Source organism: Paraburkholderia sediminicola, assembly GCF_046026895.1.
Classification (GTDB): Bacteria; Pseudomonadota; Gammaproteobacteria; order Burkholderiales; family Burkholderiaceae; genus Paraburkholderia; species Paraburkholderia sediminicola_C.
Map to the genome: position 1 here is coordinate 1 of NZ_JAQQEU010000025.1, position 18,537 is coordinate 18,537.

General features: G+C 63.1%; 14 protein-coding genes, 1 tRNA gene and 1 pseudogene. 4 read left to right on the top strand and 12 right to left on the bottom strand.

Annotated elements, in window-relative coordinates:
- The coding region (locus PQR02_RS18720; RefSeq protein ID WP_408233935.1) for a galactose oxidase-like domain-containing protein at positions 1 to 777 on the top strand (777 nt) is incomplete at its 5' end.
- 625 nt (positions 778 to 1,402) lie between these two features.
- Here PQR02_RS18720 and PQR02_RS18725 read toward each other — a convergent pair.
- The 6 genes from PQR02_RS18725 to PQR02_RS18750 form a co-directional block, all read right to left on the bottom strand.
- Positions 1,403 to 1,490, bottom strand: a tRNA-Ile gene (locus PQR02_RS18725).
- 148 nt (positions 1,491 to 1,638) lie between these two features.
- Positions 1,639 to 4,026 (bottom strand): RNA polymerase sigma factor RpoD, encoded by a 2,388-nt coding sequence (gene rpoD, locus PQR02_RS18730; protein WP_408233938.1) that lies wholly within the window; start codon positions 4,024 to 4,026, stop codon positions 1,639 to 1,641.
- 92 nt (positions 4,027 to 4,118) lie between these two features.
- Positions 4,119 to 5,984 (bottom strand): DNA primase, encoded by a 1,866-nt coding sequence (gene dnaG, locus PQR02_RS18735; protein WP_408233941.1) that lies wholly within the window; start codon positions 5,982 to 5,984, stop codon positions 4,119 to 4,121.
- A gap of 79 nt (positions 5,985 to 6,063) precedes the next feature.
- Positions 6,064 to 6,510 carry a GatB/YqeY domain-containing protein gene (locus PQR02_RS18740; RefSeq protein WP_408233944.1) on the bottom strand — a complete coding sequence of 149 codons (447 nt, stop codon included), beginning with the start codon at positions 6,508 to 6,510 and terminating at the stop codon, positions 6,064 to 6,066.
- Positions 6,511 to 6,734: 224 nt separating this feature from the next.
- Positions 6,735 to 6,947, bottom strand: coding sequence for a 30S ribosomal protein S21 (rpsU, locus tag PQR02_RS18745; RefSeq protein WP_408233947.1), 213 nt, complete (start codon positions 6,945 to 6,947; stop codon positions 6,735 to 6,737).
- 68 nt (positions 6,948 to 7,015) lie between these two features.
- The gene (locus tag PQR02_RS18750; RefSeq protein WP_408233950.1) at positions 7,016 to 8,233 is read right to left on the bottom strand and encodes a BaiN/RdsA family NAD(P)/FAD-dependent oxidoreductase; all 1,218 of its coding nucleotides are present in this window, start codon (positions 8,231 to 8,233) and stop codon (positions 7,016 to 7,018) included.
- Positions 8,234 to 8,355: 122 nt separating this feature from the next.
- Between PQR02_RS18750 and tsaD the strand changes: the two genes are divergently transcribed.
- A complete protein-coding gene (tsaD, locus tag PQR02_RS18755; protein ID WP_408233953.1) occupies positions 8,356 to 9,384 on the top strand; it encodes a tRNA (adenosine(37)-N6)-threonylcarbamoyltransferase complex transferase subunit TsaD in 1,029 nt (342 codons plus the stop codon).
- 85 nt (positions 9,385 to 9,469) lie between these two features.
- Here the strand turns inward: tsaD and folE2 are convergent, their stop codons facing one another.
- The 4 genes from folE2 to PQR02_RS18775 form a co-directional block, all read right to left on the bottom strand.
- Positions 9,470 to 10,276: a GTP cyclohydrolase FolE2 gene (gene folE2, locus PQR02_RS18760; protein WP_408233956.1), complete on the bottom strand. Its 807-nt coding sequence runs from the start codon at positions 10,274 to 10,276 to the stop codon at positions 9,470 to 9,472.
- Between the two features lie 289 nt (positions 10,277 to 10,565).
- Positions 10,566 to 12,473 carry a 1-deoxy-D-xylulose-5-phosphate synthase gene (dxs, locus tag PQR02_RS18765; protein ID WP_408233959.1) on the bottom strand — a complete coding sequence of 636 codons (1,908 nt, stop codon included), beginning with the start codon at positions 12,471 to 12,473 and terminating at the stop codon, positions 10,566 to 10,568.
- Between the two features lie 87 nt (positions 12,474 to 12,560).
- Positions 12,561 to 13,442, bottom strand: coding sequence for a polyprenyl synthetase family protein (locus PQR02_RS18770; RefSeq protein ID WP_408233962.1), 882 nt, complete (start codon positions 13,440 to 13,442; stop codon positions 12,561 to 12,563).
- Positions 13,439 to 13,747 carry an exodeoxyribonuclease VII small subunit gene (locus PQR02_RS18775; RefSeq protein ID WP_408233965.1) on the bottom strand — a complete coding sequence of 103 codons (309 nt, stop codon included), beginning with the start codon at positions 13,745 to 13,747 and terminating at the stop codon, positions 13,439 to 13,441. Before PQR02_RS18775 ends, PQR02_RS18770 begins: the two co-directional genes overlap by 4 nt.
- Before the next feature lie 286 nt (positions 13,748 to 14,033).
- Here PQR02_RS18775 and PQR02_RS18780 point away from each other — a divergent pair, with 286 nt between their 5' ends.
- Positions 14,034 to 15,140 (top strand): aromatic ring-hydroxylating oxygenase subunit alpha, encoded by a 1,107-nt coding sequence (locus PQR02_RS18780; protein ID WP_408233968.1) that lies wholly within the window; start codon positions 14,034 to 14,036, stop codon positions 15,138 to 15,140.
- 178 nt (positions 15,141 to 15,318) lie between these two features.
- A pseudogene (locus PQR02_RS18785) lies at positions 15,319 to 16,173 on the top strand (sulfurtransferase); the annotation flags it as partial.
- A gap of 53 nt (positions 16,174 to 16,226) precedes the next feature.
- Here the strand turns inward: PQR02_RS18785 and PQR02_RS18790 are convergent.
- The gene (locus PQR02_RS18790) at positions 16,227 to 17,099 is read right to left on the bottom strand and encodes a dienelactone hydrolase family protein (RefSeq protein ID WP_408233971.1); all 873 of its coding nucleotides are present in this window, start codon (positions 17,097 to 17,099) and stop codon (positions 16,227 to 16,229) included.
- An 82-nt stretch (positions 17,100 to 17,181) separates the two neighbouring features.
- On the bottom strand, positions 17,182 to 18,537 hold the full coding sequence (locus PQR02_RS18795) for an NAD(P)/FAD-dependent oxidoreductase (protein ID WP_408233974.1): 1,356 nt from the start codon (positions 18,535 to 18,537) through the stop codon (positions 17,182 to 17,184).

Sequence of the window (18,537 nt, forward strand, 5' to 3'; positions counted from 1 at the left end):
CGGGACAAGGACGCGATGAACGGCAACGCGGTCATGTATGACATCCGCAAAATCCTCGCGGTCGGTGGTGCGCCTAGCTACGAAGACGCCGACGCGACGAGGAACGCGACATTAATATTTATAGATAGCACCAACCTAGCGGTGAACCCGCACACGATAGCTCCAATGAACTATCCGCGCGCGTTTGCCAACAGCGTTGCGTTACCGAGCGGCCAAGTCGTCGTGGTTGGCGGTCAAACCCGTGCCCAGCCTTTCTCTGACGACGGGGCGGTTCTGACGCCAGAGATCTGGAGCCCCGAGACTGAAACGTTTACGCTGCTTCAGAAACAAGGTGTGCCGCGCACTTATCACAGTATCGCGCTGCTTTTGCCGGACGGGCGCGTTTTAAGCGGCGGTGGGGGGTTGTGCGGGGGATGTTCGACCAACCACGCTGACGTCGAAATACTGACGCCGCCATATCTTTTCAATCCGGACGGCTCACTGGCGTCACGCCCTAAGATCTTGTCGGCCCCCACCAGCGCGAGTCTCGGCTCGTCGATCTCCGTGAGCACTGACAGGACGGTTAAAGCCTTCGTGCTGATGCGCCTATCGTCGGTAACCCATTCGCTCAACAACGAGCAGCGACGCATTCCGTTACCCTTTAGCCCGAGCAGGGCAGGCCAATATGTGTTGAATATTCCGGGCGATTCCGGAGTCGCCGTGCCCGGCTATTACATGTTATTCGCCCTCGACACGAACGGAGTACCGAGCGTCTCAAGCACTATTCAAATCCACTAATGGCGCGCGCCTTAAATCGGGCCGCCATCACAATACGCGTGGTGACGGCCCTGTTCTTGGTTGCTGTCAAACCCGGGGCAAATGGCGCGGCTTCATGTCGATCCATGGACTTGGGATATGAGATTTTTAGCGGGCAGCGCGCGCTTGTAGCGCACTTACGCGACGACAATCGCATGCTGCCTGACATTGCTGCCCGGTGTATCAATTGCCATGACCACGCGGACAACGCAGCGTCTTTTGCACCCCCTTTGACAAGCCGGTCCCTGCTCAGCGATACGCGCCGTCGCGGCGGCCCGCCGAGTCGCTACAACCTAAGCTCGTTCTGCCGGGTCTTGAATGTCGGCGTTGATCCGACAGGAATCGATCGTAACGCCCATACGCACATAAGAAAATAGCCTCCACAAGAGGGAGGCTATTGGAAAGGGGGCGATACCCGGACCTGACGTACTGAGTCTAGTACGCTTATGATTGCTGGCGCCGATTTGTCGCAGGCAACCCGGGCGGATCTAAATCGCAACGCCGCTACAGCTTTTATGGGGTCAACTTGAGGCGAGTGCAACTACGTTTGCGGAAACACTTCGCATTTGCGGAAAACCCTAAGCGACTGAAAACGCTCAGTAAACCTTGGTGGGCCGGGTCGGATTCGAACCGACGATGTCCTTTCGGAGGCGGATTATGAGTCCGCTGCCTGCAACCAACACGGCGTCCGGCCCAAGAAAAAGACCCGGTCGTGAAGGCCGGGCCCATTCGTTGGCCGACATACTACACGAAAAAGGGGCCTCGGCAACCGCTTCGCTTGCGCGAAACAACCGGGAAGCCCCTTCAACCGCAACATCATCCGCCACGAACGACCGGCCTCGATCAATTCCCCTCGAGGAACGACTTCAGCTTATCCGACCGGCTCGGGTGACGCAGCTTGCGCAACGCCTTGGCCTCGATCTGACGAATCCGCTCCCGCGTCACGTCGAACTGCTTGCCGACTTCTTCGAGCGTATGGTCAGTGCTCATCTCGATGCCGAAGCGCATGCGCAGCACTTTCGCTTCGCGCGGCGTCAGCGAGTCGAGCACGTCCTTCACGACATCGCGCATGCTGGCATGCAGCGCGGCGTCGGCCGGAGCGACGGTGTTCGTATCTTCGATGAAGTCGCCCAGATGCGAATCGTCGTCGTCACCGATCGGCGTTTCCATCGAGATCGGCTCCTTCGCGATCTTCATGATCTTGCGGATCTTGTCTTCCGGCATTTCCATCTTCTCGGCCAGCGTTGCCGGATCCGGCTCGAGGCCGGTTTCCTGCAGGATCTGCCGCGAGATGCGGTTCATCTTGTTGATCGTTTCGATCATGTGAACCGGAATCCGGATCGTGCGCGCCTGGTCGGCAATCGAACGCGTAATGGCCTGGCGAATCCACCACGTCGCATACGTAGAGAACTTGTAGCCACGACGATATTCGAATTTGTCCACCGCCTTCATCAGGCCGATGTTGCCTTCCTGAATCAGGTCGAGGAACTGCAGACCACGGTTCGTGTACTTCTTCGCGATCGAGATCACGAGACGCAAATTCGCCTCGGTCATTTCGCGCTTCGCCTGGCGCGCTTTCAGTTCGCCGGCCGCCATCTGGCGGTTGGTTTCCTTCAGGTCCTTCAGCGGCAGCACGACACGCGCTTGCAGATCCAGCAGACGTTGCTGCTGTTCGCGGATTGCCGGAATGTTGCGCGTGAGGATCGCGCTATACGCGTGTCCTTCAGCGACGATCTTGTCGGCCCACTCGAGATCCGTTTCGCTGCCCGGGAAGCGCGCGATGAATTCCGCACGCGGCATCCCGCACTTGTCGACCACCGTATGCAGGATCTGACGCTCGACCTGACGCACCTCGTCCACTTGCGCGCGAAGCGTATCGCACAGGCGCTCGACCGTACGCGCGGTGAAGCGAATCGTCATCAGCTCGTTCTGGATCGTTTCCTGCGCCTTGAGGTACGACTTGGACTTGTAGCCTTCCTTCTCGAACGCGCGACGCATCTTGTCGAACCATTCGCTGATCATCGCGAATTTTTCGAGCGACGCGCGCTTGAGCGCTTCCATCTGCGCGGCGTTGGCCGTGGCTTGCGCGGTACCGTCGTCGTCTTCCTCGTCTTCTTCGTCCTCTTCCTCGACTGCCTCGTCCTCGCTCTCGATCGCTTCCGCCTCTTGCGCGGAGAAGCCGTCCGCGTCTTCCGCGTTGGCGTCGATCAGACCGTCGACCAGTTCGTCGATGCGGATTTCCTCGTTCGCGACGCGCTCGGCCATCGCGAGGATGTCGGCGATCGTGGTCGGACACGCGGAGATGGCCATCACCATGTGCTTCAGGCCGTCTTCGATCCGCTTGGCGATTTCAATCTCGCCTTCGCGCGTGAGCAGCTCGACCGTGCCCATTTCACGCATGTACATGCGGACCGGGTCGGTGGTGCGACCGAATTCGGAGTCGACCGTGGAAAGCGCAACTTCTGCTTCCTCTTCCACTTCGTCGTCGGACGAAGCGGCGGGCGCGTTGTCGTTCAGCAGCAGCGTTTCAGCGTCGGGGGCTTGCTCGTAGACGGCCACGCCCATGTCGTTGAACGTGCTGATGATGCCTTCGATCGCCTCGGTCTCGGTGAAATTGTCCGGGAGGTGGTCGTTGATTTCAGCGTACGTGAGGAAGCCGCGCTCCTTGCCGAGCTTGATCAGCGCGCGCAGTTTGGAGCGGCGCTCTTCGAGTTCCTCCACCGTGCCCGGCTGCGATGACGCGAATGCATCTTTCAGCAGCGCTTTTTCCTTTGCACGACGATCGCGAGCCTTGACCTTTTCCACTTTGCCCGGTGCAGCGGCGGGAGTGTCTTCGGCCTGGGTTGCATCGTCATCGACGGGTACTTCGTTCAGCTTTTTCGTCATGGAGTTCGCCGTACCGGCTGTAGTCTCGACCCGCGGCTGGTGGACAACAGCCGGCAGAACCGTGGATACTGGAGTCTCGCGCACTACCGCATCGTCCTGCGCGGCAGCCGCTTCCCTTGCGCTTCTGACCCTTGACCGCTTCGCAGCCTGCGACACGGCTTTCGCCGCCCCGACTGAATCCGCTTTCACCGCCGAAGTGGTCGAAGATTTCTTCCCGGCAGCCGGTGCAACACTGACAGCAGACGTTTTTCGGGCGGAAGAAGCTAGCCTGGCCTCGGTGACCTTTCTGGTCGGCTCCTTCGAGCGTGTGCCGGTTGCGTGATTTCCGCCTGTAGTCTTTGCCATCGCATCGCCTTTTCGCCTTTGCTAGGAAAACCCGTGAAAAAACAAACCGCTAGAAACCTTTTATTATACCACCCAGGTTTCTGGCCTCTCCCTTACAGACCTAGCTGACGCTTCATGTCAGCCCGTTTCCGATTCAATTCCGAAAGCTCCGCAAACTCTTCCGGCGTATGCCGGGATTGCCGCGAAAGCTGCTCAAGCCGATCGCAATAAGCGTCGTACCGCATCTTCAGGATCGCAGCCTTCAATTCCTCGCCGACGATCCGTTCCTGCTCGCGCCGCTCCTCGATGATGGCCGGGTCCTCCGGGTCTTTCAGCAGCAAATCCCGGACATTTTCATCATAGTCTAGAATTTTGCGAAAGATTTCCTCGAAAGTTGGGGCGTTTGCGCCGTTTCGCAATAGGTCGGAGAGCAACTGAAACTCCGCCGAATCGCCCAGCGCCCGTGCGTGCGTCGTCACTTCTTCGAACAACTCGCCGTGGCGGGTCACGCTGAGCAACGCCTGTTCGGCGTCCTCATCGAGCACCGCCACCGTGCGCGGATACATCACAAGATTGCGCAACGTCTTTTCCTCGATCCCCGTCACGCTGCGGCGGTCCTTGCGGGCCGGCGCGAGACGCGCGGCGGCCGCGATGCGCGAATCGACCTCGCAAAGCGCGGCGACCTCTTCGAACGGCACATCGAGCCGGTCGGCAAACATATGCATGATCTGCGCGCGCAGCGCATTGGCCGGCAGCGCCTGTAGCAGCGGCTTGGCGTCGAACAGCGCGCGGGCCTTGCCTTCAGGCTGATCCAGCTCCTTGCCGGTCAGCACCTCATTGAGCATGAACTGCGACAGCGGCATCGCCCGTTCGACCTGCTCGGCGAACGCCTCGGTACCGAACTCGCGCACGTAGCTGTCCGGGTCGTGCTCGGAGGGCAAAAACAGGAAGCGGATGGTCCGGTTGTCCGCCGCGTGCGGCAGGCACGCATCCAGCGCGCGACGCGCGGCGCGCCGGCCCGCCGAATCACCGTCGAAACTGAAGATGACCGTGTCGGTCTGGCGCATCAGTTTCTGCACATGAACCGGCGTGCAGGCCGTGCCGAGCGTGGCGACCGCGTTCTGAAACCCCAATTGGGCCAGCGCGACCACGTCCATGTAGCCTTCCACCACCAGCACGTAGTGCTGTTCGCGAATCGCCAGACGCGCTTCGAACAGCCCGTACAGTTCGCTGCCTTTGTTAAATAGAGGCGTTTCGGGCGAATTCAAATATTTCGGTTCGCCGCCATCCAGCACGCGGCCGCCGAAGCCGATCACCTGCCCCTTCACGTTGCGTATCGGGAACATGATCCGCTCGCGAAAGCGGTCATAGCGACGGTTCTGCCCCTGTGCATCGGACTTTTCACTGACGATCACGAGACCCGACTCTACCAGCGCATCGTCGCGATAATTCGGAAAGGCCGCTTCGAGACTCTGCCAGCCGTCCGGGGCATAACCCAGGCCGAAACGGGCCGCGATCTCGCCGGTCAAGCCGCGCTTCTTCAGATACTGGATCGCGCTCGGCGCGCCGCGCAACTGCTTGCGGTAAAAGTCGCAGGCGGTCTGCATCACATCGGAAAGCGCCGTGGTGACGGCCTTGGAAGCCCCCGGCGCATAGCCGCCGGAACCGCCGCCATAACCCGGCGACGGCTCGTTGGGCACGGTCAAACCTACCGATTGCGCCAGCTCGTTGACCGCCTCCGGAAACGACGAGCCCACGTGCTCCATCAGAAAACCGATGGCCGTCCCATGCGCGCCGCAGCCGAAGCAGTGGTAAAACTGTTTAGTCGGACTAACCGTAAACGAGGGGCTCTTCTCGTTGTGAAACGGGCACAGCCCCATGAAGTTCGCGCCGCCCTTTTTCAACTGCACATACCGGCCGACCACGTCGACGATATCGACGCGGTTGAGCAGGTCCTGCAGGAATGACGGTGGAATCACAGTAAATGACGCTACCTAAAAAGCTCAACGCTGCGCGCGCGGTCGAGCGACGGCGCGCGCAGGCCGGACAAAACGGACATTACTTCGCGAGCGCGGCTTTGACTTGCGCCGACACGGCGGTCATGTCGGCACGGCCAGCCAGCTTCGGCTTCAGCACGCCCATCACCTTGCCCATGTCCTGCGGGCCGGCCGCGCCGGTTTGCGCAACCGCTGCCTGGACTTCGGCAACGATTTCCGCTTCGGACATCTGTTCCGGCATGTAAGCGGACAGGATTGCCAGCTCGGCCTTTTCCTTGTCGGCCAGATCCGTACGGCCGGCGGCTTCGAACTGGCTGATCGAGTCCTTGCGCTGCTTGATCATCTTGTCGATGACCGTGGTGATCGCGGTGTCGTCGAGGGTCACGCGCTCGTCGACTTCGCGTTGCTTGATGGCGGCGAGCAGCAGGCGGATCGTGCCGAGACGCTCGGTCTCGCGCGCCCGCATGGCAGCTTTCATATCGTCGTTGATCCGGTCCTTGAGACTCATCACTCACCTGAATGCGTTGAAAGTTGAAAAATCGGCCGGGTCGACAGCATCAACACGAATACCCGCTTGGGGACTGCTTCCTCAAGCGGGTTGGCGCAATGTGCGTAGTGGATGCGACCCTGCCGACTGGCCCGAAGGGCCGTGTTTTCCGTGATGGCATCTCGCGTGCCGTCACCGGTTGGATGTCGCCGCTCCGATCGACCGGAACCGCGGCAACGCCAGAATCAGTAGAACTTCTTTGGCAGCATCTGGCCACGCAGACGCTTGAAATGACGCTTGACCGCAGCGGCCTTCTTGCGCTTGCGCTCGGCCGTAGGCTTTTCGTAAAACTCGCGAGCGCGAAGTTCGGTCAGTAGGCCGGTTTTCTCCATGGTGCGCTTGAACCGGCGCATGGCAACTTCAAACGGCTCGTTGTCTTTTACGCGGAGGATCGTCATTTTTCAATAACGGAACTTTGTAAAGGTTCAGGAGTATAGCAGAGCTTTCTCACAAAGCTACTGCGCCGTCAAGCCCCCTGTGCATACTCCGCGGACGCCTGGCCGGCCGCCACACCCGAGGCCCACGCCCACTGGAAATTGTAGCCGCCGAGCCAACCGGTCACGTCGACTGCTTCGCCAATGAAATACAGCCCAGGCGCGCGCGCGCTCATCATCGTCGACGACGACAGGTCGCGCGTATCCACGCCGCCGCGCGTCACCTCGGCCTTGCGATAGCCTTCGGTGCCGTTCGGCGTGAGGGTCCAGCGCGACAGCGCCTCACCGATGCGGCGCAGCGTTTTGTCCGGCAGATCGGCCACGCGGGCTTCGGCGGGAATCCGGTGAGTTTCCAGCCAGACGTGGGCAAGCCGTTGCGGCACCCATTCGGACAGCAGATTGGCGATCTGGCGCTTCGTGCCGGTCTTCGCTGCCAGCAGCGCGTCCGTCGCGTCGCGCTCCGGCAGCAGGTTGATGTAAATCGGTTCGCCGGGTTGCCAGTAGGTCGAGATTTGCAGAACGCCCGGGCCCGACAGGCCGCGGTGAGTGAGCAGCAGATCCTCGTTGAACTCGGCGCCGGTCTTTTTGTTGCCGGTTGCCAGTTGCACTTCGAGCGACGCGCCGGAGAGCGGCGCGAACGGCGCCCAATCGGCCGGCGCGAAGGTCAGCGGCACCAGCGCGGGACGGGTGTCGATCAGCTTGTGGCCGAACTGCTTGGCAAGACGGTAGGCGAAATCCGTGGCGCCGATCTTGGGAATCGACAGGCCGCCCGTCGCGATCACGAGCGCGCGCGTGGTGATGGGACCCGACAGCGTGTCCAGCGTGAAGCGGCCGTGCGCGTCCTGACGCACCGCCTCGACCGACAGCGGCGTGCGCCATGCCACGCGGCCGGCGTCGCACTCGTGCTTCAGCACGTTGATGACCGCGTCGCTCGACTGGTCGCAGAACAGTTGCCCCTTGTGCTTCTCGTGCCACGTCACATGGTGGCGCTTGAGCAGCGCCATGAAGTCGCGCGGCGTATAGCGCGCGAGCGCCGAGCGGCAGAAATGCGGATTCGCCGACAGGTAGTTGGCCGGCCCCGCGTACAGGTTCGTGAAGTTGCAACGGCCGCCGCCGGAGATGCGGATCTTTTCCGCGAGACGCTGCGAGTGGTCGATCAGCACCACGCGACGGCCGAGTTGCCCGGCCACCGCCGCGCACATCATGCCGGCCGCGCCTGCGCCGATCACCGCGATATCGAAGGATTCCATGGGGCCGCATTGTACCCGTGCGTCTGCGGCGCGTTGCCCGCACTGCTATACTTTCAGGCTGGCCTTTTCATTTGGGGCGCCGCCGTGCCTGTCATTCGCGCGTCCGCTCAAACCCAACCATCATGCTCGTACTCGGCATCGAAAGCTCCTGCGACGAAACCGGTCTCGCTCTCTACGACACGGAGCGCGGGCTGCTGGCGCACGCGCTGCATTCGCAAATCGCGATGCATCGGGAGTACGGCGGGGTCGTGCCGGAACTGGCGTCGCGCGATCACATCCGGCGCGCGCTGCCGCTGCTCGAAGAGGTGATGGCGCGCGCCGGCGTGGCACGCGGCGACATCGATGCCATTGCCTACACACAAGGGCCGGGGCTCGCGGGCGCGCTGCTGGTCGGCGCGAGCGTCGCCAATTCGCTGGCAATGGCGTGGGACAAGCCGACCATCGGCATCCACCACCTCGAAGGGCACTTGCTGTCGCCGTTGCTGGTGGATGAGCCGCCGCCGTTTCCGTTCGTCGCGCTGCTAGTGTCCGGCGGTCACACGCAACTCATGCGCGTGACGGATGTGGGCGTCTACGAAACACTCGGCGAAACCCTTGACGACGCCGCCGGCGAAGCGTTCGACAAAACCGCCAAGCTGCTCGGCCTCGGTTATCCGGGCGGCCCGGAAGTCTCGCGCATGGCGGAATTCGGCACGCCCGGCGCGGTGGTGCTGCCGCGCCCGATGCTGCATTCCGGCGACCTCGATTTTAGCTTCAGCGGCCTGAAGACCGCGGTCCTCACGCACGCGAAAAAACTCGGCGGCGCCAACATCTGCGAGCAGGCGAAAGCCGATCTGGCGCGCGGGTTCGTCGACGCAGCGGTGGAAGTGCTGGCGGCGAAATCGCTGGCCGCGCTCAAGCGGACCAAGCTCAACCGGCTGGTCGTCGCCGGCGGTGTGGGCGCGAACCGGCAACTGCGCGACGCGCTGTCCGCCGCCGCGAAGAAGCGCAATTTCTACGTGCACTACCCGGACTTGTCGCTCTGCACGGACAACGGCGCGATGATCGCGCTGGCCGGCGCGCTGCGATTGCAGCGCTGGCCCGAGCAATCGGGTAAGGACTACGCTTTCACGGTGAAGCCACGCTGGGATCTGACCTCTCTCGCGCGCTGAACTGAAAATTCCGAAGCCGTAAAAAAGCCGCCTGTCAAAGCGGCTTTTCATTGGCGTCAATCACCGGACCGGCGACGCGCGCGCATCAACCCGCGCGCTTATCCCGCTCGATCACCGCATATGCGCTGTGATTGTGAATCGACTCGAAGTTCTCGGCTTCGAGCACATACGCGACGATCCGCTCGTCCCCATTCAGACGCTGCGCGACGTCGCGCACGAGGTCTTCGACGAACTTCGGATTCTCATACGCACGCTCGGTGACGAACTTCTCGTCGGGGCGTTTGAGCAAGCCCCACAGTTCGCACGACGCTTCTTCCTCGGCGATCCGAACCAGTTCTTCCACCGCCACGTCGCCAACCAGCTCAGCGTTGATCGTCACGTGCGAACGCTGGTTATGCGCGCCGTACTGCGAGATCTTCTTCGAGCACGGGCACAGGCTCGTGACCGGCACCAGCACCTTCAGGAACAGGCGCGTCGCGCCGTTGCGGGTGTCGCCGGTCAACGTGACTTCGTAGTCGAGCAGGCTTTGCACGCCCGAGACCGGCGCGGTCTTGTTCACGAAGTACGGGAACGACACCTCGATGCGGCCCGCTTCGGCTTCGAGCTTTTCGAGCATCGCGGCCAGCATGGTGCGGAACGTGACCGGTTCGAGCGGCGCCTTGTTCTCTTCGAGCAGCGCGACGAAACGCGACATGTGCGTGCCCTTCTGCTCAGCGGGCAGATGCACGTCGAGATTCCACGTGCCGACAGTCGGCTGCACCTCGCCGCTTTGTGTGCGCACCGTCAACGGATGACGCACGCCCTTGACGCCAACCCGCTGGATGGGGATCTGACGGGTGTCGGGCGTGCTTTGCACGTCGGGCATCACAAAGGCGGGATTCATCTGATTCATCTTTTTGTCCTTTCAAGAAAACGCCGGGGCTGTCCCAAGTTTTCCGCGCCCAAGCGAGCCCCTGCCCCGAAGGAAGTCCCTTGGGAGATCGGGGAGTTGCCCCTTGGGGGCTGTCACGCAACGACAGGTTTTGGGAGCTCTCAGCGGCGGCCGTGCAGATCGGTGCATGCAACGGCCAACGCCGGCCCCTGCCGGCGTTGGAAGATGGGCCCGAAGGCCCATCGCTTCAAGTGGGAGTGGGTGATGGCGGCCGCCACCGCATCGCGGCGGCATGACGGACGGCGAAGCCTTACGCGACGCGCTTCACCGACGATTGACCGCCGACCACGCCATTCGCCAGAAAGCGTTCGCGAATCGACTTGACGATGCCGGTGGCGTCGAGGCCACACGCGGCAAGCAGTTTGGCCGGGTCGCCATGATCGATGAACCGGTCGGGCAGGCCCAGTTGCAGCACGGGTCGCATGATTCCGGTTTCGAGCAACGCTTCGACGCATGCCGAGCCCGCGCCGCCCATCACAGAGCCTTCTTCGACCGTGACGATGGCGTCGTGTGTCTCCGCGAGCTCACGGACCAGCCCGGCGTCCAGCGGCTTCACGAAGCGCATGTTCGCGACCGTGGCGTCCAGTTGCTCGGCCGCCGCCAGCGACGGCGCGACCATCGTGCCGAACGCGAGAATCGCAATGCGCTTGCCCGCGGGCTGCGACGTTTCGCGACGCATCTCGCCCTTGCCGATCGGCAAGGCGGCCATTTGCTTGACGGTTGCGACACCCGTGCCGGCGCCGCGCGGATAACGCACCGCCGTCGGGTTCGGCTGCTGCAGCGCGGTGTACAGCATCTGCCGGCATTCGTTTTCGTCGGACGGGGCCATCACGGTCATGTTCGGGATGCAGCGCATGAACGCGAGGTCGTAAGCACCCGCGTGCGTTGCGCCGTCCGCGCCGACCAGACCCGCGCGGTCGATCGCGAACACCACCGGCAGGTTTTGCAGCGCGACGTCGTGGATCAATTGATCGTACGCGCGTTGCAGGAAGGTCGAGTAGATCGCCACCACCGGCTTCATGCCGTCCGCGGCCAGGCCGCCGGCGAACGTCACCGCGTGCTGCTCGGCAATGCCGACATCGAAGTAACGGTCCGGGAAGCGCTTTTCGAACTCGACCATGCCCGAGCCTTCGCGCATGGCCGGCGTGATGCCGACCACGCGTGCGTCGAGTTCGGCGGCATCGCACAGCCATTCGCCGAACGCCTGCGTGTAGGTCTTCTTCGACGGCGTGGTGGCCGGCTTGATGCCTTCAGCCGGATTGAACTTGCCCGGGCCGTGGTACAGGACCGGATCGGCTTCGGCCAGCTTGTACCCTTGGCCTTTCTTCGTCACGACGTGCAGGAACTGCGGACCGCGCAGTTCCTTGATGTTTTGCAGCGTCGGGATCAGCGAATCGAGATCGTGACCGTCGATCGGACCGATGTAGTTGAAGCCGAACTCTTCGAACAGCGTGGCCGGCACGATCATGCCCTTCGCGTGTTCTTCGAGCTTGCGAGCCAGATCGAGCATCGGCGGCGCGACGCGCAGCACACGTTCGACGCCCGCGCGGGCGGCCGCGTAGAAGCGGCCCGACATCAGCCGCGCGAGATGGCGATTGAGCGCGCCGACCGGCGGCGAAATCGACATGTCGTTGTCGTTCAGGATCACCAGCAGCGGCACGTCGTCTTCGACGCCGGCGTTGTTCATTGCCTCGAAGGCCATGCCGGCCGTCATCGCGCCGTCGCCGATCACCGCGATCCCCATGCGGTTGTCACCCTGCAGCTTGCTCGCGACCGCCATGCCGAGCGCGGCCGAAATCGACGTGCTGGAGTGCGCGGTGCCAAACGTGTCGTATTCGGACTCGTCACGCTTCGGGAAGCCCGAGATGCCGCCCAGTTGACGCAGCGTGTGCATCTGGTCGCGGCGGCCCGTCAGGATCTTGTGCGGATAGGTTTGATGGCCGACATCCCAGACGATCCGGTCATGCGGCGTGTCGAACACATAGTGCAGAGCAATGGTCAACTCGACCGTGCCGAGGTTGGACGAAAGATGGCCGCCCGTCTGCGATACGCTGTCGAGCACGAAGGCACGCAACTCGTCGGCAAGCGGTTGCAATTGGCGGCGATCGAGGCGGCGCAAGGCTGCCGGGTCGTCGATGGTTTTCAGCAAGTCGTACATCGTCGTTCCATTGTAGGAAAACTTACGCGCCCGCACTTCATACATGCACCCCGGGGAGAAAAGGTGCGCGGCGGCGGGCTTTCGCGTTCAGCTAACCCGGTTCACCACCAGGTCGGCCAATTCGGCAAGACGCTGCGCGCGCGCGCCGAATGGCGCAAGCGCGGCGTGAGCGTCGCTGCGCAGCTGGGCCGCGAGCGCCCGCGACGCGTCGAGCCCGATAATCGACACGTAGGTCGGCTTGCCGTCCTTCGCGTCTTTACCCGCGGTCTTGCCGAGCGTCGCGGAGTCGGTCGTGACGTCGAGAATGTCGTCGACGACCTGAAACGCGAGTCCAACAGCGCCCGCATACACGTCGAGCGAACGCATCGCCTCCGCGTCCGGCGCTTCGCCCGCCAGCGCGCCCATGCGCACAGCGGCGCGCAGCAACGCGCCGGTCTTCATCCGGTGCATCGTTTCGAGTTGCGTGCGCGTCAGCGTGTGGCCGACGCTAGCAAGATCGATGGCCTGGCCGCCGCACATGCCGACCGAGCCGCTCGCAAGCGCCAGCTCACGCACGAGCGAAGCCTGCTGTGGCGCGGCCAGCACGTCCGAAGTCAGCGCGATGAAAGCCTGCGACTGCAGCGCGTCGCCGACCAGCAGCGCCGTGGCTTCGTCATATTGGACGTGGACCGTGGGCTTGCCGCGCCGCAATGCGTCGTCGTCCATGCACGGCATGTCGTCGTGCACGAGCGAGTACACATGAATCATTTCCAGCGCCGCCGCTGCCGCGTCGAGGCACTCGGCGCGCGCGCCGGTCAGCTCGCCGGCGGCGTGGCACAGCAACGGGCGAACCCGCTTGCCGCCGCCCAGCACCGCGTAACGCATGGCCTCATGCAGTTGGGCGGGCTCGGTGGCCGCGCCCGGCAGGTAATGTTCCAGTGCCGCTTCGACGCGTTCGAGCACCGCACGCGTCCATTGTTCGAATGTCATAGGTCGTCCCCGCTGTCAGTAGCGGCTGTGCCTGCGGTATTCATGGGCAGCGGCTTGAACGTCTCGCCGTCGAGCACGCGCACCTGCTGCTCGACCTTTTCGAGCTGCTGCTGGCAAAACGCCACCAGAGCCGCGCCGCGCCGGTACGCGGTGAGCGACTCCTCGAGACTAAGGCTGCCGCCTTCCATGCGCGCCACCAGCTCTTCCAGCTCGGCCTGCGCGGCTTCGTAATTCTCCGGCAGCGGCGTGGTATCGACGCCTTCGGCTGGCGCGGCAGCAACATCTTTTGACGCGGTCTTCGCCATGAATAGTCGCAAAATTAAAACAAGTCGGACATTCTACGGCAAAAGCGACATTTCCGATCCGCTCGCCGGCCTGCGTCGCGCGTGCGCATCGCGCGCCGCCCCTGAAGTCTCGCAGAAAAAAAACGATCGGTCTGCGGCGAAAATCCCGAACTTTCCTGACATTTTTGACCCGAATCAGGGACTTAAGCGCCCCGACACAGGGGAAACGGGTATAATCGCGGGCTCCCTAAATCGAATCTTCGATGGTTGGGTTGTTCACTGCTTTCACGTCTTCACGGGAGTGGGAATGTCCAATCTGAGCAATGCATTGCAGTTGCGGTCTATTCACAGCCAGCTGCCAGTCACGGCTTACTTTGACGAAGCGCTTTTAACGCGCGAAATCGAAACCCTTTTCAAGAAAGGTCCTCGTTACATCGGCCACGATCTCATGGTGCCCGAAGCGGGGGATTATTTTGCCTTGCCCAGCGAAAGCGAGGGGCGCGTGCTCGTCCGTAACCAGCAGTCGCAAGTCGAACTGCTGTCGAACGTGTGCCGCCACCGGCAAGCCATCATGCTCAACGGTCGCGGCCAGACGGAGAACATCGTCTGCCCCCTGCATCGCTGGACGTACGACCTGAACGGCCAGCTGCTCGGCGCACCGCATTTCGCGGACAACCCCTGCCTGAATCTCGGCGCCACGCCGCTGCAAAACTGGCAAGGTCTGCTGTTCGAAGCACAGGGCCGCGACGTGGCGCGCGACCTGGCGCGCCTCGGCACCAGGAAACACTTCGATTTTTCGGGCTTCATGTTCGATCACGTCGAAGTGCACGAGTGCAACTACAACTGGAAGACCTTCATCGAGGTCTATCTGGAGGACTATCACGTCGCGCCGTTCCATCCGGGCCTCGGCAGCTTCGTCAATTGCGACGACCTGACGTGGGAGTTCGGCGAGTGGTATAGCGTCCAGACGGTTGGCGTGCATAAAGACCTGGAGCAGCCGGGCAGCCCGACCTATCGCAAGTGGCACGACGAGGTGCTGCGTTTCCGCGGCGGCAATCCGCCCGACTTCGGCGCGATCTGGATGGTGTATTACCCCGGCATCATGATCGAGTGGTATCCGCATGTGCTGGTGGTGTCGTGGCTGATTCCGCGCGGCGCGCAGAAGACCACCAACGTGGTCGAGTTCTATTACCCTGAGGAAATCGCGCTGTTCGAACGGGATTTCGTCGAAGCCGAGCGCGCCGCCTATATGGAAACGGCCCGCGAAGACGACGAGATCGCCGAGCGTATGGACGCCGGGCGCCGCGCGCTGATGGAACGCGGCGAATCGCAGGTCGGCCCGTATCAGAGCCCAATGGAAGATGGCATGCAGCACTTCCACGAGTTTTTGCGGCGCGAGCTCGGCGCGATCTGAGCGCGCTCGATCCGCTCGGCCGGACACTGGTCCGGGCTCTCGCACAAGCAGTACCGACGCATGGAAAGACGGGCTTCGACCCGTCTTTTTTTGTTTAGACTAACAAGATAGCCCGGCCATCCGTTCGCGGCGCCACATGCCCGAACGGAGCCGCCATCGCCCGTATCGAGGAGACGCCATGCCCCACACTCACTACACCACCCTGATCTCCGCGACCAATCTCGCCGAGCGGCTCGCCGCCGCGCCGGGCAGCGTGTTCGTGATCGATTGCCGTTTCGATCTGACCGACACCGAAGCGGGCGAGAAAGCCTATCTGGCCGGGCATTTGCCAGGCGCGCATTACCTGCATCTCGATCGCGATCTGTCCGGCCCGAAGAACGGCGCGAACGGCCGGCATCCGCTGCCGGATCGTGCCCGCCTCGTCGAGACGCTGGAGTCGCGCGGCCTGAAGCAGGGCCAGCAAGTGGTCGCTTATGACGCGCAAGGCGGCATGTACGCCGCTCGCGTATGGTGGCTGCTGCGCTGGCTCGGACACGACGCCGTGGCGCTGCTCGACGGCGGCCTGCCCGCATGGCAAGCCGCCGGTCAGCCGTTGACGCAAGACGTGCCGGCCCAGAATACGGGCGACTTCAAGGCCGGCGCGCCGCTCTCCGTCACAGTGGATGCACAGACGGTCGAGCGCAATCTCGGCTCGAAGGAGCACGTGGTGGTCGACGCGCGCGCGGCCGACCGCTATCGCGGCGAGAACGAGACGCTCGATCGCGTCGGCGGCCACATTCCGGGTGCGCTCAACCGCTACTTCAAGGACAACCTCACCGCCGAAGAACGTTTCAAGCCGGCTCATACGCTGCGCGAGGAATTTCATGCGCTGCTCGGCGATACGCCGCCGGAGCATGTGGTGCTGCAATGCGGCTCGGGCGTGACGGCGTGCGTGAACGTTCTGGCCATGGAGATTGCGGGCCTGCATGGCGCGGCGCTGTATGCGGGCTCGTGGAGCGAATGGAGTTCCGATCCGAAGCGGCCGGTTGCGACGGCCTTTTTATCGTGCATCGTGACAGCCCGGCGGAAAGCTTCAGGCTACGCGCCTCAAGCTACCCCATGCTGCTTGAACCACACTAGCGTACGGCGCCAGCCATCTTCTGCATCGGCCTTCTTATAGGTCGGCCGGTAATCCGCGAAAAACGCGTGGCCAGCATCGTCGTACACGACGAACTGCGAGCCACGGCCCGCCTGCTGACCTTGCGCGATGGCCTGCTTCATCTGCTCGAGCGTGGCTTGCGGGATGCCCTGATCCTGCAAGCCGTAGAGCCCCAGCACCGGCGCATGCAGATCGCCAACCCGGTCGAGCGGATTCGCCGGCGTGGTCGCGGTATGGTCGCCGCCCACGCGCCCGTACCATGCGACCGCCGCCTTGAGTCGCGGGTTGTGCTCCGCATACAGCCAGGCGATGCGGCCGCCCCAACAGAAACCGTTCACCCCGAGCCGGTTCAGATCGCCGCCATTCTCGCCCGCCCATGCGACGGTCGCGTCGAGATCGGCCAGCGCCTGCTCGTCAGGTACCTTGTCGAGGATCTGCGTGCTGAGCTGCTGGATAGTCGGGTACACCATCGGATCGCCTTCGCGGACAAACAGATCCGGCGCAATCGCCAGATAGCCGAGCTTCGCAAAACGGCGGCATACGTCGGCGATATGCTCGTGCACACCGAACGCCTCATGGATCACGATGATCACCGGCAAATGCGTCTTGCCCTTGGGCTGCGCGCGATACGCCGGCACCAGCGTGCCGCCCGAATGCACGGCAATTTCACCGGCTTCGAGGCCGTCGCTATCCGTATGGATGGTTTGCGCCGAGACCGGCAGCACGGCCGCCGCAAAACCGGAGCCGAGCGCGGCCTTGATGAAGGTGCGCCGATTGAAGGGAACGTGGGGAACCAGGCTATCGATTTCGGGTTTCAGCATGCGCGCTCCTCGATTGATTGTTGGAGGCAACAGGATACGCCTCACCCGCATCCTGTTGCAGAATCAACCGTCGCCTGCGCCGTCAGTGCAGCTTGACGCGCGGCAATGTGGAGCGACGCAGCCAGTGCGCGAAGGTGTCGAGCACCATGCGGGCGTAGCCGTGCAGCGCCGCGATATGCAGCCGGTACAGCGACATGTACATGAAGCGTGCGAACAGCCCCTCGATCAGCATGTTGCCGCCGATCACCCCGCCCATCAGGTTACCGACCGCGCTGAAGTGCCCGAGCGACACCAGCGAGCCGAAGTCGCGATAAGTGAATTCCGGCAGCGGCTTGTTGTCGAGCCGCGCCGCCAACGCTTTCAGCAAGAAGCTCGCCTGCTGATGCGCCGCCTGCGCGCGCGGCGGCACGTTGCGCTCGTTGCCCGGCCACGGACACGCGGCGCAATCGCCGAGCGCGAAGATGTTGTCGTCGATTTCGGTTTGCAGCGTGCGGCGCACGTTGAGCTGCCCCAGCCGGTTGACCGTCAGGCCGTCGAGCTGGCTCAAGACGGGCGGCGCCTTGATGCCCGCCGCCCACACCGTCAGATCCGCGCGCACGGTATGCCCGCTCGCGGTGCGGATGATGCCGGGCGCGACCTCGGCCACCGTTTCGCCGATCATCAGCTTCACGCCGAGCTTGGTGAGCAGTTCGGCGGTCGCCGTCGAGACGCGCTCCTGCAAGGCCGGCAAAATACGCGGCCCCGCTTCGATCAATACGATGCCGACGTCATGCCGGGGATCGAGCTTATGCAGACCATACGCGGACAGCACCTGCGCGGTGTTGCGCAATTCCGCCGACAGTTCGACCCCCGTTGCCCCGCCGCCGACAATCGCCACCTGGATGCGCGGCTCACCAGATGTCGACGTGCCGGGTCCCGGTCGCGATTCGACAGGCTCATGCACCTGATGCTCGGCGCGCATACAGGCCGCGATCAGACGCTTGCGGAACCGCTCGGCCTGGCCGACCGTGTCGAGTGCAAGGGAGAATTCCGCCGCGCCTTTCACACCGAAGAACGCCGTGGTGCTGCCGATTGCGACGACCAGCGTGTCGTATTCCAGCTCGCGTTCGGGCAGCAGCTCGGCGCCGTCTTCGTCGAGCACGGGGCCGAGCGTCAGGCGCCTGTTCGTGCGATCGAGCCCGGTCAGCTCGCCCTGCTGAAACTCGAAGCCATGCCAGCGCGCTTGCGCCGCGTATTCGAGTTCCTGCGTGAACGGGTCCATGCTGCCGGCCGCCACTTCATGCAACAGCGGCTTCCAGATATGCGTGGGATTACGGTCGACGAGCGTGATCTGCGCCCGCGCGCCGCTCTTGCTTTTCCCGGCTCCATAGCGATCACCCAGCCGGGTCGCCAGTTCCAGCCCTCCCGCACCCCCGCCAACGACGATAAATCGATGCAT